The organism is Bacillus sp. EKM501B (assembly GCF_011800505.1).
Classification (GTDB): Bacteria; Bacillota; Bacilli; order Bacillales; family Bacillaceae_G; genus Bacillus_A; species Bacillus_A cereus.
Genome location: NZ_JAALFZ010000001.1, coordinates 1 through 15,127, shown reverse-complemented (window position 1 = coordinate 15,127; position 15,127 = coordinate 1). Strand labels below are relative to the sequence as shown.

The following is a 15,127-nucleotide window of genomic DNA, read 5'->3' as shown; positions in this document are numbered from 1 at the left end:
AAAGAAAGTATGAAGGGAGGAGCTACTAATGGCTTGTAAAAAAAATATCGGCTGTTATGCCCCTCTATCTATCATCTGCCCTCCCTATGATCCACCTAATCCACCAGAACCACCAGGCTGTGAATTAATTACAAATGAATTTGCCGGTAATTTTCTTATAACAAAAGAAATTCCACCACCTTCTGAAAATCCTACATTAATCTTATGGGAAGGAGATGGTGTAGTTAAAATATCTGGTACCATTTCTGTGTATAATAGTACTAGTAGTACTGCAGGAATTACCGTTCAAATTATCGGAAAGGTGACAAATACTTTTACAGTCTATCCTGGCAACACAATGTCATATACAGGTCAATCCTTACAATCTGTGGCTATCATTGATATTCCAAATAACCCAACCCGATATATGGAAGGAAAATATTGTTGTCAATTCTCATTTTGCTTATAAATTTCTTCACCACCTTAACTTACAAACTATATAAAAAAGCATACCACTTGGTATGCTTTTGCTTATGAAATTGGATAACGTACTGTCAGACATAATTGTCCTTGGCTTACTCCCGTTCCTGTTGTTACAATTTGAATTGTAGTAAAGTATCTTACTGTAAATGATCCACTGCTTTGTGGTTGTACAGTAATTGTATTCACCACTGTCGCTCCTACTAAAAAATTCACCGTAATTGGAGCTGTACCTACATCATATTTCACATAACCTGATGCATATAAATCTTGCGTAATATTATTCGTATACACTGTTTCAGTTACCGCACCAGTAGCAGCCCAATCTATACATACCTGATCTTGAACAAGTGTTTTACTGGAACAGCATGATAAGTTAGAATTGTACATCTTAGCCCTCTCCTTTTCTATTATGAAAGTGGATAACGTGTAGTTATACAAAACTCCCCTTGATATGTTCCAGCTGTTGCAGCAGGTAAAGTTACTTCAATTGTTACGAAACGACGGTACGTAAAAGCTATACTTGTTCCTGGGTTTAATGTTTGTGTATCAATTGTAGCGCCTGCTGCATCTAAAACTGTCAGTGTGATCGGAGCCGGTCCGACGTCATATCGAACAAACCCTGTTCCAATCATATTTTGATTAATATTATTGTTGTACAGTACATTCGTAATAGCAGTCGCCACTACAGTTCCTGACCACGGACTACACACTTTATCTTGCACATAATTTTTATCTGGACAACAAGTTAATGCTGACCCTGAGCACTCACAAGACATAGTTGTTTCCCCTCTCTCTTTTATATTCCCTATATGTGTATGTCCCCCAGAGTCTTTTGCCTGTACTATTCATCTATTTTCAAAAAATATTCAAATGACTAGATAGATTCCGTTTTGTTTCTTTTTTTCATATATTTATAGACAAAGATACTAGCAACAATAAGAATAACGCCTCCTAATATCGGTAGCATATATTGTCCAACAACATCCGCTGCTTTTTCCCAATGTGGACCTAATTTCATTCCAAAATAAACATACAAAGTCGTTAACGGGAACATTGCTACAAATGTATAAATACTAAATTTCCATATGTTCATTTTTGCCATACCACATGGAACAGAAATAAGCGTTCGCACTCCAGGTACAAAGCGTCCAACAAATGCTACAACTGGTCCATATTTCTCAAAGAAATCATCTGCTTTTTGAATTTGTTCTTCTTTAATAAAGAAGTATTTTCCGTATTTTATTAATAGCGGACGACCACCGTAATAACCGAGTGCATATAACGTTAAAGGTCCTGTCGTTCCACCAAGTGTCCCTGCTAATACAGCCAACCAAAAATTCATATCTCCCTCGTATACCCAATACCCAACCATAGGCAACACTACTTCTGCCGGAATAAATTCAAACGTTAATGCTAACACAACTCCAAAATAAGAAAACTGCTTTAAAAACTCGATTATATCTAAAATAATTTGCTCCATATTTTTAACTCCTATCCTACGTTTACGTTATGCTTTTCTTGTAATTGAACTGGCGCCATTTTTACAATTCGGTTCAAAATAAATAACACAACTCCAATATCATCTAAAATACCGATAAACGGTAGGAAGTCTGGAATTAAATCGAGCGGCATCGCTACATACCCAACTAAAAAAGCAACAGATAAAATTTTCTTCTTTATTGAAACCTCTTTTGAAGTAAAAAAGTCAAATAGGAATGGAACAAATCGGCGAACATGAAATACAACTCTTAATCTACTAATAAGTTTTTTCATTTTTATATCTCCTCTCTTTGTATACGAAAAGGACCCTACCAAATATGGTAAGGGTCCTCAAAAAGACAGAAAGGGGCCTTTACCATTGCTGGTAAAGGTCTCACTAACAACGAAACGTTGCCAATAAAGCCGAGGGTTTCTCCCTGTAATGACGACTTTATTGTAATAAGTTACTCCCCTTTATACACAATTTTATACACTCACATTAAAATATTTCAGAGGGCTTGTCAATATATTTTATATTCCAATCCCTTCCGTAAAAAACAAAAAACGTATAGGAAATTTCTTACTATCTCATAATATACATAACCATTTTTGAACGAAGGGAGATGTTTCATTTGCATACCGTCTGGAAAGGCGCACTTTCACTTGGACTATTAAATATAGGAATTAAACTATACAGTGCCGTAGAAGAAAACGACATAAAATTTTTAAGTCTCCATAAAGAATGCTTAACACCTATTAAATATAAAAAGTTCGCTCCCGATTGTACGGATGAAGAAATTGATGATAACGATATTGTAAAAGCCTATGAATACGCACCTCATAAATATATTATTATGGATGAAAAAGAATTAGCTGAATTACAACAAGCTCATGAACCACGATCCATTCGTATTATATCTTTTGTCCAAAATAACGAAATTGATTCTGTTCTTTATGATCGCTCTTATTTTATAGGACCTACCCCAGGACATGAAAAATCCTATTTATTATTAAAAGAAGCTCTTGAACGTACAAATAAACTTGGGCTTATTCATATTTCTATTAGAAAAAAACAACATTTAGCTATTATCCGTAACTTTGAAGATGGACTAATGTTACAAACCATCCACTACCCTAATGAAATTCGCGCTATAACAAATACACCTAACTTACCAAGTAACGAAAATTATCCTATACAAAAACAAGAACTCACCGCAGCAATTAATTTAATCCACCACCTTACAAATCCTTTTGAACAAGAAATGTATACAGATGAATATAAAGAAGCCCTTACCGAATTAATCGAGAATAAAATTGAACAACAGGAAAAAACTGAAACAATCTCTCCAACTCCGAACATCATTAATATTATGAAGACATTACAGGCAAGCATTGAACAAGCAAAAATAAAAAGAGACAATAAAACAGAAAAAGAGGCCAAATAAAATTGACCTCTTTTTCTTTAAAGCGGATTACATTTCGGCATTTCAAGTCCAGACGATTGAGCTAGTTTTAATAAGTAGTAACATTCCTCTCTTGCCATATGATCTGCCATTCTAGCCGATAATACACTTAATACTTCATTCGATAACTCGAGCTCTTCCACTTCATGTAAAAAATGCGAAAATAATTTCAATTCAAGTGAAACATCTTTCGTAAACTTCTTTAATGCTGGAAAATGATGAAGCTCCGTTCGTAAATACCCTGTCATTTCAACTGCCTTTAAGTAAAATTGTTCAAAATGCTTCGTAAATTCTTCGCTTTTCTCTTTTAATCTTTTTTCAACAAGATCTAATCCACCAGAAATAGAGCCTGCGTGACCAGCCGCATCCGTTAACCAAACGAGATGATAATGTAATTCATGAAAAACAGGCGGAACTTCCCCTTTCTTCAAAAACTCTAAAACTGCTATATACTCTTCCACTTCGTTTACCATATGATTAATAAAAGTTGGCGTAAAATGAATCGTAATTTTCCCTTCCAACTGCTTCTGTATAATATTTAATTTAAACGCCCGAATCTCCTTAGCGGCTTGTTCTGCCTCTTTTGAAAATGCCATCAGATTCACATTCCGAACTTTATTTAACAAATTCGTAAATGTTTCAACAAAGTAAGTAGCTTTTTTTATATCCTCTTTTTCCTTCGGAGCTAATGCATCCAGTAAAAATTGTGCATGATCAGTAAGTACTTTTAACCAAAATTGATGCTCAAACAACGCACTTTCTTCATAATTTCTCTCCACTAAATCCCCTCCGTCTATTCATCCTTCTCTATCACTTGAAGTTTATATCCATCCGGGTCTTGTACCACAATACTCTTCTCACTTTTGTTTTCTGTGTATGCGATTTTATAAAATACTAACCTCTTCTTTACATTCTCTATGTTAGAAATTGAAAACGTTAGAACATCAACTGAGTCCGTAACACTCTTCTCACGCCCGCCCAAACTGCGCTTCATAATAAAACTAATTCTCGTTGAGTCAGCATCATACCAAACCCCTGTTACATCTAATTGAGGTCTTTCTAAACTAGGTTTAATTCCTAAAATCCCTTCGTAAAAATACAAAGTTTCCTTTAAGTTTTTCACTTCCAATACAATGAATTGTTTCACATTCTCCACATTCATTCCCCCCGTACCTATTACTTTTTTATATGTGTCATAAATGCCTATTATGTCTGAATACAATACGTAGTAATGAACACTTAAGGAGGTTTATTCGTGAATAAATATATGAGATCATTCGTGCCCTATCATAGTCCTCTCGATCCTTGTCCTCCTATTGGAAAAAAATATTATTCTACTCCTCCTAATTTATTTTTAGGCTTTCAACCGCCAAACTTACCACAATTCACACCAAAAGAAGCACTACAAAAAGGGACTTTATGGCCTGTTTTTTATGACTATTATGAAAATCCTTATAAAAAAGGGCGGTGACTACTGTCGTGAATCAATCGCTACCAGAAGAATACTATAAACTTTTACTGGAGCTTCAAGAACTGGACTTTGTACTAGTTGAACTCACTCTTTATTTAGATACACATCCAGATGACACCGCTGCGATTAATCAATTTAATGACTTTTCCTATAAACGGAGAGTATTAAAACAAAAGATGGAAGAAAAATACGGACCACTCCAACAGTTTGGAAACAGCTATTCTAATGCCCCTTGGGAATGGAGCAAAGGTCCTTGGCCATGGCAAATATAAAGGAGAGAAACTATGTGGATTTATGAAAAGAAATTACAATACCCAGTTAAAGTGGGAACTTGCAATCCCGCACTTGCAAAATTATTAATCGAGCAATACGGTGGTGCAGATGGAGAATTAGCTGCTGCACTACGTTACTTAAATCAACGTTATACAATTCCTGATAAAGTCATTGGCCTACTTACTGATATTGGTACAGAAGAATTTGCTCACCTTGAAATGATTGCTACGATGGTTTATAAGCTGACGAAAGATGCGACCCCTGAACAAATGAAAGCTGCTGGTCTTGACCCTCATTACGCTGATCATGACAGTGCTCTTCATTACCATAACGCTGCTGGTGTTCCATTTACTGCAACCTATATACAGGCTAAAGGTGATCCAATTGCCGATCTATACGAGGATATTGCAGCTGAAGAAAAAGCACGAGCAACATATCAATGGCTCATTAACTTATCCGATGATCCAGATATAAATGATAGTCTACGCTTCTTACGTGAACGTGAAATCGTTCATTCACAACGTTTCCGAGAAGCGGTTGAAATTTTAAAAGAAGAACGCGATAGAAAAATATATTTTTAATACACGTATCCTAGCGATATGTGTTTTTTTACGTTAAAAGTTAAATCCTTCCTATTAAACATATAAATAGTATATTTATTCGATTTAATGCATTATTTTTTAATATTTTCAAAATTCCCTATTGCTTTCTAGTCATCAGACCTTTAAAATAATAACAGTTACTCGACAAATTGTTTGAATTTTCGACAAAAAAACTCATTAGGAGGATTTTCTTTATATGCATACAACTTTAAAACCAGCGCAAATACTTTCGATTAGTTTATTACTATTCGCAGTTTTCTTCGGTGCTGGTAATATGATTTTCCCGCCCCTTCTCGGTCTTTCTTCCGGAGAAAATATGTGGGTTTCCATTACAGGTTTTATTATTACAGACGTCGGTTTATCTTTACTTGCTATCGTTGCTGTTGCCCTTGCTGGTGGTAGTTTTAACACTTTAGCGAGCCGTGTTCATCCAAAATTCGCAGCAGTATTCGCTATCATTATTTATCTTTCAATCGGCCCACTATTTGTTATTCCACGAACTGGATCTGTATCTTATGAAATCGGGATTGCACCACTTTTCCCAGATCAATGGTATTCTATGTTAGTTTTTAGTGCGATTTTCTTTACATTCGTTTACTTCTTATCATTAAATCCATCCAAGCTAGTAGATCATATCGGTAAAATATTAACGCCAATTTTACTTGTAATTATTGCAATTATGGCAACAAAAGCGATTCTTTCACCAGGGACGTTTGCAGAACCTATCGGTGACTATAAAGACATCCCGTTTTTCAAAGGATTTCTTGAAGGATTTTTAACGTTAGATGCAATTGGGGCTCTCGTACTATCAACAATTGTTGTAAATGCAATTCGTCAAAATGGTATACAAGAGAAGAAATCTATCGCAAAATATACAATCATTTGCGGAAGTATCGCTGCTCTATTCTTAACAATTGTTTACTTCTTACTCGGTTATATTGGAGCTTCAAACGGAAACTTAGGACAATTCGAAAACGGTGGGCAGCTATTAGCTACTGTTATGTATCAATTCTTTGGGACAAGCGGTAATATTTTATTAAGTATCGCCATTATCTTCGCTTGTTTAACAACGGCAATTGGTGTTGTGAGTGCATTTGCAAATTACTTCACAACAGTGCTAACAAATGTTTCATACAAAAAGCTTGTACTATACGTTTGTATCTTTAGTTTCGTTATTTCAAACTTAGGATTAAGCTTATTAATTAAAATTACTTTACCTGTATTAATTATTTTGTACCCAATTACGATCATTTTAGTTTTCGTATCATTTATCGATAAATATACGAAACGTAAACCTTCTGTCTACATTGGAGCGATGATCGCAGCGTTTATTATTAGCTGTATTCATGCACTTGATAATGTGGAAATGATACCAGATTTTATCGCTAATATCGTACACACCATTCCTTTTTATAACTTAGGAATTGGCTGGATCATTCCAGCAATAATCGGTGGTATAATTGGATACTTTATTCCGCAAACAGAAGCTGCAGGTGAAGTTTCTACAAAATAAAGAAAAGAAGCAAGCATGAAATCCATGCTTGCTTCTTCTTTCTCTTCACATCGTATGTTTAAAAGTAAATAACTCTTCTTTTGACTGCACAACAGGCTGTTCCTCTTCTACATCTTTCCTCTTTCTCTCCCCTCCTAACCTTACTTTCAACATTGCCTCTTCTATACTTTTCACAATCATATTTCCTGAAAAAATAGTTAGCCCGAAAAATGTAATCGGGACGAGAGGAATCCATGGATGCACTGTTAATGATCTAAAGTATACTCCAATTAAACCTGACCATTCATGCGTATAAGATTCCACCTCTTTTATAGGTCCACCAAACGTAACAGTCCCACCAAAGAACACTTCAAGTAATCCTAAGTGCAGTAAAATAGTAAGACTCTGCGTAAACTGTTGAAGAAATACGAGTATAAAAGTCATATAGAGATGCGGAAAAAGATGTTTTATAACAATACGTCTTCTCGATCCGCCTAATATGCGCGCGGCATCAACAAATTCTTCCGTTCGCAATTTACGAACTTCCTTCGCAACATACAGTGCAATAACTGGCATTACAAGCAGTACAAGTAATACCACTTGAAACGAAGCCCTTTCAAAAAAGGTTGTTGTCTCCTCTCCGCTTCCAAATGCATTTGCAGATTGAAGAAAAAAATACGCAATCATAACTGTCGGAATAACTGTAAAACTATCAAAGAAAGCCTCAATTTTTGAAAATCCTCTTTTTATATACGTTCCGAGTACGAAACCGAAAAACACACCTATTACCATTCTAAGTGCCGCAATTAAAATAGATATACCAATCGTCCACTTCGCGCCTTCAATGACTAAATGTAACAGGTCATACCCTTTCCGGTCTGTCCCGAGTAAAAATTGTAATGAAGGTGGAAACGGTGGCACTTGTGGATTTTCATCCACATCATATTGCAATGTAACTTGTCTAATATGTCCATCATTCCATAACGTATTTCCGATGCTCAAAAGAACTAATAGGAGAAGAAACCCAATGCTTATCCAAAATCTTTTATCACGTTTTATATACGTCCACATATTATAATCTCTCCTTCATCGCAGCCGGAATGAGATAATGAAACAATTTAAATAAAATAAAAATCGGAATATATATAAGAAGCACACTAACGATGAAAACCTCAACTCTAATACCGAAATACGATTTCAAAAACATAAAAATACCACCCGTATTAAAAATCCATTCTATAATATATAAATTAGATAACATAAAAAAGATATTCGTTTTCGCAAAGAATAATGTACTAAGCAACACATTTCGTAAAATATGACGATTTAAAATATGAAAGCGCCCCAGCCCTTTCGCCTTAGCAAATAGTACATAATCTTTTTCTAGTTCATTTTCAAAACGAAGCACGACCATTTTTACAAACATAATCGTAGTCGGGATGCTCAAACACAATATTGGTAACCCTCTAATCGACTCGCCTCCAATTGACGCAATTTGAAAAGGTAAAAAACCTGTTTGTTTAAAAAACCATACAACTAAAATTTGTGATACTAAAATAAGAAGAATATCTGGAATGGATTCTAGGAAGATAAGAAATGATTTAATTCGATGTTGTATACGCGTTGAACTACTCATAATGACATAAACAATGCAAAATGCTATAAATAATGAAATGAAAAAAGCAGCTAAAAAAATAATAATCGTTTCTTTATAATGGACGAACAGCTGTGGAAATAAAAATTTACCTTTCACATATTGCAAATTGGAAATATCCATTAAGTTCACAAACACTTCTTTTAAACTCTGTATGTACTCTGATGCATGCAGCTCAAATCCATAAAATAATTTCGGCAGTGCTCCTAAACAAATAATCCCCAAAATCGAAATAAGAAATTGAATCGTCACTTCCATCCCATTCAAAAATACCTTTTTGACCATTTTCGCCCTTCTCTCTCTATAATTTACCTCTTAATTTTATTCTTAATTTTCTGAATTGTAAATATTTTAAAAACAAAAAATCACTAGGCTATGATCCTAGTGATTCTTTATGCGCATGCCTTTCTCTTTTCGCAAACGGCATATACAAAATGAAACATCCAATAAGCGCAGCTATTTCTAATGAAATAATATAGTAAGGATGCGGCCCTAACATATCGAGTAATGAAGCTGTTTCTGGCTTATGAGCTAAAAACATATAATTACCACCTGTTTTGTAATTCACAAACGAAACAAGCGGAATCAATATGTTTAAAAGTATCATCGTACGCTTAATAGATTGCAAGGTCGGTCTATAGCCTTCCACCCAAGTCATAAAGAGTGGTGCCCAAATAAGCAATACATGCGCGATAAAATATTCAATGAAACGAAAATGCGGAAAAGCATATTGCAAATTTGGTGTTAAAATGGCTTGTGATGCACCAATAATTCCCGTAAAAAATACAATCTCATATATTCGATAACTTTTCGTTACAATCATAATCGACGCTAACAATAAACTAATTGTACATAACTCAAACGGTAATGAAGTAGCTAGCTCAAAAATCCCCGCTTTCCACTCCCACATATGAAGCCCAATTTCACTACCTATAAATAAAAATGCAATCGCATATCGAACCGTTATATTCCACTCATTTTGACGTAATAAATCTTGGTATTGATACAGAAAAAATATCCCCACCAACATAATAAATAATATAATGGCATGTTGCCTTGAGTATGGAATAAACGGTTTTAATGGATGCGCACTAAAATAAGCTTCCATCTTCCTTCCTCCTCTCCTTCATACAATATTATTGTAAGAAAGAAACAACGAGTCAATTCATTTGCTTACAATAGGACAACCTCTACCTTACATTTACATATTCATACCTTACAAAACTGTAAGGTTATTGTAAGCTAAAACGATTTGTCAGATTCTTCACCTCTTCTATACTTAATGTAGATACTAAAACGAACGAAAAGGTGATAAATAGATGAAAAAGAAAAATAAGGTGTTAATTACTAGTGTAGTAGCAATCGGAATTGCAGCTGGATCATACTTTGCATTTGCTGGGGGCGGTTCAGAAGTAGCAATGGCATATAGCGGATATAAAGTAACTGAAAAACAAATCCAAAACGCGCAAAAATTTGGTGGCGAAGTTATTCCAAATGGAATTGAAACTATTTCATTCGATCCAACAAAAGGAACATATGAATTAGCTGTTAAAAAAGGCGATGAAGTGAAAAAAGGTCAGCTTCTATTTAAATACAATGATCCGACTGCGAAACAAGGTATAACAGAAGCAGAAATGCAAAAGAAAATCGCACAAAAAGAAGTAACGTTGTTCCAAAAACAAATTGATGCGGCGAAACAAAAATTACAAAAAGATAAAAATGCAGGCCTTCCTGCTGAAGCATTAAAAGCATCAGAAGTTGAAGTTGGGCAATTAGAATCACAACTTGAAATGAAAAAGTTTGAAGTTGAAAAAGCTGATGAAATGATTAAAGCAGCAAAAGAGAAAGTAAACACTCTTTCTGTAACAAGTCCTGCTGATGGCGTAATTGATGATATCGTAAAAACTGCTGACGAAAAAACAGGTATGAGCGGAATTACTCTTCGTCACGCTGGTCAATTTAAAGTAAAAGGTCAACTTTCTGAATATGAGCTTGCTAGTATGAAAGTTGGGCAAGAAGTAACTGTTTCATCAAAAACTGTCGCTGGTAAGACTTGGACAGGAAAAGTAACAGAAATCGGTTCTACACCATTAAAGAGCATGGATGAAAATAAAACTGTTTCTAACTATCAATTCACTGTCACATTAGATAATAGTGACGAATTACAAAACGGCTTCCACGTTTACGTAACAAGTAAATCTGGCGAAGCAACTGGTACAATTGTTCCGAAAAGCAGTATCGTGAAAAAAGGTGACAAAAATGTTGTCTTCGTTGTAAAAGACGGTAAGGCGAAAGAACAAGCAGTTACTGTTGAATTCGAGACTGATAGCGAAGCAAAAGTTTCTGGAGTGAAAAAAGGAGAGGAAATTATCTCTAAACCTGAAAAAGACTTAAAAGATGGTATGGAGGTTGTCGCCCAGTGATTAACTTAAAAGGCATCACGAAATCCTTCCAAAATGGTGCAGAATCCGTTCAAATATTACACGGAATTGACGTAACACTGAACCAAGGAGAATTCACTTCTATTATGGGACCTTCTGGTTCTGGTAAATCAACATTAATGAACATTATCGGTTGCTTAGATAAACCGACGACAGGTACGTACGAACTAGCCGGTCAAAATATTTCAAACATGACTGAAACAGAACTTGCACACGTACGTAATAAAGAGATCGGATTCGTATTCCAAAACTTCATGTTATTACCGAGACTTACAGCGCTTCAAAATGTAGAACTACCTCTTATTTACGCTGGAGTCGATAAAAAAGAAAGACGCGAGCGCTCATTAGCTGCTTTAACAAAAGTCGGTTTAGCTGATCGCGCTACTCACTTACCGAACGAATTATCAGGTGGACAAAAGCAGCGTGTCGCTGTTGCACGTGCAATCGTAAATAACCCAAAATTCATTTTAGCCGATGAACCGACGGGAGCACTTGATACAAAAACAAGCACACAAATTATGGACCTCTTTTACGAATTAAATAAACAAGGCTCAACAATCATTATGATTACCCATGACCGTGAAATCGGGGAAGCTGCAGCACGTCAAATTGTAATTCGTGACGGAAATATCGTCCAAGATTGGAGAGGTTAATTTTGAATACGAGTGAAAATATACGCATGGCCCTTTCCTCTATCTTTGCTCATAAAATGCGTTCTATTTTAACGATGTTAGGTATTATTATCGGTATTAGTGCCATTATTACTATCATTTCAATGGGTGATGGTACAAACGCAAAGTTTAAAAAAGAATTAGGCCAAGGAAAAGATAACGAAGTAACGATTTACTACAACAATCCTGATTACGGAACAGATAGTGCCAAAATCACACCTGATATGCTAAACCGTCTGCAAACTGTACCAGGCGTTAAAGATGTGTATCCAGACGTAAGTATGAAAGTAAAAGCATCTGCTGGTTCAAAAGATGTAAATCTTGATTTAAAAGGTGGAACAGGCGCCTTTATGACAGATTCGAAAATAAAATTAGTTCACGGTCGTGAATTAAATGACAGTGAACTAAACCAAGCAATCCCTGCTGTTATATTAAATGAAGAAGCTTTCAACAAATTATTTAGTAGTGGTTGGGAATCAAATCAATACACAGATATAAAAGGAAAGCCGTATAAAATAGTTGGTGTATACGAAACGAAAAACGACTTTGGAATGCCTATGCCTGAAGGTTATACATCACTTGAAAATGCGCCTGTCATTTCAGGAGTAAATGAGTATGACTCTGTAAGATTAACAATGACCTCTCCGACAGAACGTAAAAGTGTAGAAAAACAAGCCGTTTCTGTCTTAAACGAAATGAAAGCTCCTAAATTTGAGCACAAATTCGAAGCACAAGACTTAGGTGAATTTACGAAACAACTAGACGAATCAATTGGTATGATGAAAATGGTATTTGGTGGTATTGCTGCTATCTCCTTACTTGTTGGTGGTATCGGTGTAATGAACATCATGCTCGTATCTGTAACAGAACGTACACGGGAGATTGGTATTCGTAAAGCACTTGGTGCAACACGTGGTAAAGTATTAACACAATTCTTAATCGAATCTTGTATTTTAACAGGACTTGGTGGTTTCATCGGATTCATGCTGGGTATTTTCTTCGCTTGGATTGTCTCAATCTTTGCTGGATGGCCACTCGTTGTCTCAAAAGAACTTGGACTTCTTGCAGTAGGTATCTCAATGTTAATCGGTATTATATTCGGTTTACTACCAGCTAACAAAGCTGCCAAACTGGATCCAATTGAATGTTTACGATATGAATAAACAAAAACGTAGGAGTTTACACTCCTACGTTTTTTATTTATCTACTAAATTGAGTTTCTTCTATTATATATGTTTCACGTTACAACTATCATTCTAATACTCTTCATTATTTATAGGTACTAAGGCTATTATCTAATTCTATTATTGCAAAAATACTATGTAATAGACGAAAATCAAGGCGTAATTTTTTCCATACTTCGACTGATTTTGTAACAATTATATCGATATTTTATTAAATTTCACCTCATTTATATATTTTCACGCCTAAAAATATTATCGTTTTATAACTAAATTTCCATTCAAACAGTAAAATACGCTACTTTCGTAACGCTATAGATATCACTCAGAAATATTACTGTAACATTATTAACGTTAAAGTAATTGAAATACTACTCATTTTGTGTTTCATATGCCCTGATACGCCAAAAAACAACAAGGAAGCGCTATCAGGATATTTATGGAATTGTTACAGAATATTAATGCCCCGTTACGAAAGCTTTGTAATTTTATGTTTTTCGCAAATAAGAAAATAATGGTTGCTATAATGAGGTCAACGAAAACAAATGCAATGGAGGCTATTATGAAAAAATTTATGGGTATAGCAACAGCAGCGGTTTTTGGTCTTGGGATTTTCACAACATCTGCTAAAGCAGAAACAATCGTAACGACTGACGTACTAAACGTACGAGAAAACCCAACTACTGAATCAAAAGTTGTAGGAAAATTATTAGATGGATATAAAGTAAATGTTTTACATACAGAAAATGGTTGGTCAAAAGTTCAATTGAATAGCGGTAAAGAAGCTTTCATAAGCGCTGACTATACAAAAGACACTTACTACGTAACAGCAAACGTATTAAACGTACGTGCTGGAGCAAACACAGACTCAGAGATTCTTGGTAAGTTGAAAAAAGATGATGTAATTGAAACAACACACCAAGTACAAAATGATTGGATTCAATTTGAATATAACGGAAAAACAGCTTATGTTCATGTTCCTTACTTAACAGGTAAAGCACCAGTTAAAGTTCAACCAGTAGCTAAAGTTGAAAAAACGACTACAGTTCAAGATACAGCTAAAGCTCAGGAAGTAGCTAAAACTCAAGCTAAAGCTCAAGAAGCAACTAAAGCTCGCGAAGCAGCTGAAGCTCAAGCAGAAGTTAAAGCTCAAGAAGCAGCTAAAGCTCGTGAAGCAGCTAAGGCTCAAGCAGAAGCTTCAGCTCAGGCAGACGCTGAAGCTCAAGCAGAAACTAAAGCTCAAGAAGCGGCTAAAGCTCGTGAAGCAGCTAAAGCTCAGGAAGCAGCTGAAGCTCAAGCAGCGGCTAAAGCTCAAGAAGCAGCTAAGGCTCAAGCAGAAGCTAAAGCTCAGGCAGATGCTGAAGCTCGTGAAGCAGCTAAAGCTCAAGAGACAGCAGTTGAAGCTCGTAAAGCAGCTAAGGCTCAAGAGGCAGCTGATCGTGAAGCAGCTAATAAAGTTCAAAAACCAGCTACACAACAACCTGTTGCAAAAGAAACTGAGAAAAACACACAATCTTCTTCTCGTGAATTCCAAGTTGTAGCAACAGCTTACACAGCAGATCCACTTGAAAATGGTTATAAAGCAGGCGACCAAGTAAAATCAGCTTTAGGTCATAACTTAACAGCTAATCCAAACATGAAACTTATTGCAGTTGATCCAAGTGTAATTCCATTAGGTTCAAAAGTATGGGTTGAAGGTTACGGAGTAGCAATCGCTGGTGATACTGGTGGAGCTATTAAAGGTAATAAAATCGACGTTTTAATGCCAGATAAAGGTACATCAAGTAGCTGGGGACGTAAAACAGTTACAGTTAAAGTATTAAACTAGTTAGTAAAAAAGAGTCAGTCTCATCCTTGAGGCTGGTCATCTCCCTGTCAAGTAGACAGAAATAAAAAGAGTATTATGCCACGGCCTTTTCCCGATATTCTATCGGGGAA

General features: G+C 35.5%; 19 protein-coding genes. 10 read left to right on the top strand and 9 right to left on the bottom strand.

Features of this window, described 5'->3' with window-relative positions; genetic code table 11:
* Positions 1 to 28 precede the first annotated feature (28 nt).
* Positions 29 to 448 carry an S-Ena type endospore appendage gene (locus HFD78_RS00095; RefSeq protein WP_000752308.1) on the top strand — a complete coding sequence of 140 codons (420 nt, stop codon included), beginning with the start codon at positions 29 to 31 and terminating at the stop codon, positions 446 to 448.
* Positions 449 to 510: 62 nt separating this feature from the next.
* On the opposite strand, the gene HFD78_RS00090 is transcribed toward HFD78_RS00095, so the two are convergent.
* The 4 genes from HFD78_RS00090 to HFD78_RS00075 form a co-directional block, all read right to left on the bottom strand.
* Entirely contained in the window at positions 511 to 849 is a 339-nt protein-coding gene (locus HFD78_RS00090) for a DUF3992 domain-containing protein (RefSeq protein WP_000282809.1), read from the bottom strand.
* A 20-nt stretch (positions 850 to 869) separates the two neighbouring features.
* Complete coding sequence (locus HFD78_RS00085; RefSeq protein ID WP_001277547.1) at positions 870 to 1,238, bottom strand: DUF3992 domain-containing protein; 369 nt, start codon at positions 1,236 to 1,238, stop codon at positions 870 to 872.
* 98 nt (positions 1,239 to 1,336) lie between these two features.
* A complete protein-coding gene (locus HFD78_RS00080) occupies positions 1,337 to 1,942 on the bottom strand; it encodes a DedA family protein (RefSeq protein WP_000435017.1) in 606 nt (201 codons plus the stop codon).
* 11 nt (positions 1,943 to 1,953) lie between these two features.
* Positions 1,954 to 2,235: a YkvA family protein gene (locus HFD78_RS00075; RefSeq protein ID WP_000733854.1), complete on the bottom strand. Its 282-nt coding sequence runs from the start codon at positions 2,233 to 2,235 to the stop codon at positions 1,954 to 1,956.
* 338 nt (positions 2,236 to 2,573) lie between these two features.
* On the opposite strand from HFD78_RS00075, the gene ku reads away from it, so the two are divergent.
* Positions 2,574 to 3,386 (top strand): non-homologous end joining protein Ku, encoded by an 813-nt coding sequence (ku, locus tag HFD78_RS00070; RefSeq protein WP_098349190.1) that lies wholly within the window; start codon positions 2,574 to 2,576, stop codon positions 3,384 to 3,386.
* A gap of 17 nt (positions 3,387 to 3,403) precedes the next feature.
* Here ku and HFD78_RS00065 read toward each other — a convergent pair whose 3' ends face one another.
* Together HFD78_RS00065 and HFD78_RS00060 are read right to left on the bottom strand one after the other, a co-directional pair.
* Entirely contained in the window at positions 3,404 to 4,183 is a 780-nt protein-coding gene (locus HFD78_RS00065) for a DUF2935 domain-containing protein (RefSeq protein WP_000440974.1), read from the bottom strand.
* Between the two features lie 14 nt (positions 4,184 to 4,197).
* Positions 4,198 to 4,566 carry a VOC family protein gene (locus HFD78_RS00060; RefSeq protein WP_044129442.1) on the bottom strand — a complete coding sequence of 123 codons (369 nt, stop codon included), beginning with the start codon at positions 4,564 to 4,566 and terminating at the stop codon, positions 4,198 to 4,200.
* Positions 4,567 to 4,659: 93 nt separating this feature from the next.
* Between HFD78_RS00060 and HFD78_RS00055 the strand changes: the two genes are divergently transcribed.
* The 4 genes from HFD78_RS00055 to brnQ2 all read left to right on the top strand — a co-directional run bounded on the left by HFD78_RS00055 (position 4,660) and on the right by brnQ2 (position 7,263).
* Positions 4,660 to 4,875: a spore coat associated protein CotJA gene (locus HFD78_RS00055; RefSeq protein ID WP_001046257.1), complete on the top strand. Its 216-nt coding sequence runs from the start codon at positions 4,660 to 4,662 to the stop codon at positions 4,873 to 4,875.
* Between the two features lie 8 nt (positions 4,876 to 4,883).
* Positions 4,884 to 5,147, top strand: a complete 264-nt coding sequence (locus HFD78_RS00050) for a spore coat protein CotJB (RefSeq protein ID WP_001076509.1) — start codon at positions 4,884 to 4,886, stop codon at positions 5,145 to 5,147.
* 12 nt (positions 5,148 to 5,159) lie between these two features.
* Positions 5,160 to 5,729: a spore coat protein CotJC gene (gene cotJC, locus HFD78_RS00045; protein ID WP_000265274.1), complete on the top strand. Its 570-nt coding sequence runs from the start codon at positions 5,160 to 5,162 to the stop codon at positions 5,727 to 5,729.
* Between the two features lie 217 nt (positions 5,730 to 5,946).
* Positions 5,947 to 7,263, top strand: coding sequence for a branched-chain amino acid transport system II carrier protein BrnQ2 (gene brnQ2 / locus HFD78_RS00040; protein WP_000557551.1), 1,317 nt, complete (start codon positions 5,947 to 5,949; stop codon positions 7,261 to 7,263).
* A gap of 45 nt (positions 7,264 to 7,308) precedes the next feature.
* Here brnQ2 and HFD78_RS00035 read toward each other — a convergent pair whose 3' ends face one another.
* The 3 genes from HFD78_RS00035 to HFD78_RS00025 form a co-directional block, all read right to left on the bottom strand.
* Complete coding sequence (locus tag HFD78_RS00035; protein WP_000269983.1) at positions 7,309 to 8,313, bottom strand: ABC transporter permease; 1,005 nt, start codon at positions 8,311 to 8,313, stop codon at positions 7,309 to 7,311.
* 1 nt (position 8,314) lies between these two features.
* Positions 8,315 to 9,181, bottom strand: coding sequence for an ABC transporter permease subunit (locus HFD78_RS00030; RefSeq protein WP_000239674.1), 867 nt, complete (start codon positions 9,179 to 9,181; stop codon positions 8,315 to 8,317).
* An 88-nt stretch (positions 9,182 to 9,269) separates the two neighbouring features.
* On the bottom strand, positions 9,270 to 10,004 hold the full coding sequence (locus tag HFD78_RS00025; RefSeq protein WP_000388680.1) for a YwaF family protein: 735 nt from the start codon (positions 10,002 to 10,004) through the stop codon (positions 9,270 to 9,272).
* Between the two features lie 211 nt (positions 10,005 to 10,215).
* On the opposite strand from HFD78_RS00025, the gene HFD78_RS00020 reads away from it, so the two are divergent.
* From HFD78_RS00020 to entC, 4 genes are all read left to right on the top strand, one after another.
* Positions 10,216 to 11,319: an efflux RND transporter periplasmic adaptor subunit gene (locus HFD78_RS00020; protein ID WP_000728827.1), complete on the top strand. Its 1,104-nt coding sequence runs from the start codon at positions 10,216 to 10,218 to the stop codon at positions 11,317 to 11,319.
* Complete coding sequence (locus HFD78_RS00015) at positions 11,316 to 11,990, top strand: ABC transporter ATP-binding protein (RefSeq protein ID WP_000609104.1); 675 nt, start codon at positions 11,316 to 11,318, stop codon at positions 11,988 to 11,990. Before HFD78_RS00020 ends, HFD78_RS00015 begins: the two co-directional genes overlap by 4 nt.
* A 26-nt stretch (positions 11,991 to 12,016) precedes the next feature.
* Complete coding sequence (locus tag HFD78_RS00010; protein ID WP_001986269.1) at positions 12,017 to 13,171, top strand: ABC transporter permease; 1,155 nt, start codon at positions 12,017 to 12,019, stop codon at positions 13,169 to 13,171.
* A gap of 457 nt (positions 13,172 to 13,628) precedes the next feature.
* Complete coding sequence (gene entC / locus HFD78_RS00005) at positions 13,629 to 15,017, top strand: cell wall-binding protein EntC (RefSeq protein WP_116291477.1); 1,389 nt, start codon at positions 13,629 to 13,631, stop codon at positions 15,015 to 15,017.
* Positions 15,018 to 15,127 lie beyond the last annotated feature (110 nt).

Coding starts and splice junctions, on each gene's coding strand:
- entC (WP_116291477.1), top strand. CDS start 13,629: ATGGAATTGTTACAGAATATTAATGCCCCGTTACGAAAGCTTTGTAAT.
- HFD78_RS00075 (WP_000733854.1), bottom strand. CDS start 2,235: ATGAAAAAACTTATTAGTAGATTAAGAGTTGTATTTCATGTTCGCCGA.
- HFD78_RS00060 (WP_044129442.1), bottom strand. CDS start 4,566: ATGAATGTGGAGAATGTGAAACAATTCATTGTATTGGAAGTGAAAAAC.
- HFD78_RS00095 (WP_000752308.1), top strand. CDS start 29: ATGGCTTGTAAAAAAAATATCGGCTGTTATGCCCCTCTATCTATCATC.
- HFD78_RS00030 (WP_000239674.1), bottom strand. CDS start 9,181: ATGGTCAAAAAGGTATTTTTGAATGGGATGGAAGTGACGATTCAATTT.
- HFD78_RS00010 (WP_001986269.1), top strand. CDS start 12,017: ATGGCCCTTTCCTCTATCTTTGCTCATAAAATGCGTTCTATTTTAACG.
- brnQ2 (WP_000557551.1), top strand. CDS start 5,947: ATGCATACAACTTTAAAACCAGCGCAAATACTTTCGATTAGTTTATTA.
- HFD78_RS00090 (WP_000282809.1), bottom strand. CDS start 849: ATGTACAATTCTAACTTATCATGCTGTTCCAGTAAAACACTTGTTCAA.
- HFD78_RS00080 (WP_000435017.1), bottom strand. CDS start 1,942: ATGGAGCAAATTATTTTAGATATAATCGAGTTTTTAAAGCAGTTTTCT.
- HFD78_RS00025 (WP_000388680.1), bottom strand. CDS start 10,004: ATGGAAGCTTATTTTAGTGCGCATCCATTAAAACCGTTTATTCCATAC.
- HFD78_RS00035 (WP_000269983.1), bottom strand. CDS start 8,313: ATGTGGACGTATATAAAACGTGATAAAAGATTTTGGATAAGCATTGGG.
- HFD78_RS00020 (WP_000728827.1), top strand. CDS start 10,216: ATGAAAAAGAAAAATAAGGTGTTAATTACTAGTGTAGTAGCAATCGGA.
- HFD78_RS00085 (WP_001277547.1), bottom strand. CDS start 1,238: ATGTCTTGTGAGTGCTCAGGGTCAGCATTAACTTGTTGTCCAGATAAA.
- cotJC (WP_000265274.1), top strand. CDS start 5,160: ATGTGGATTTATGAAAAGAAATTACAATACCCAGTTAAAGTGGGAACT.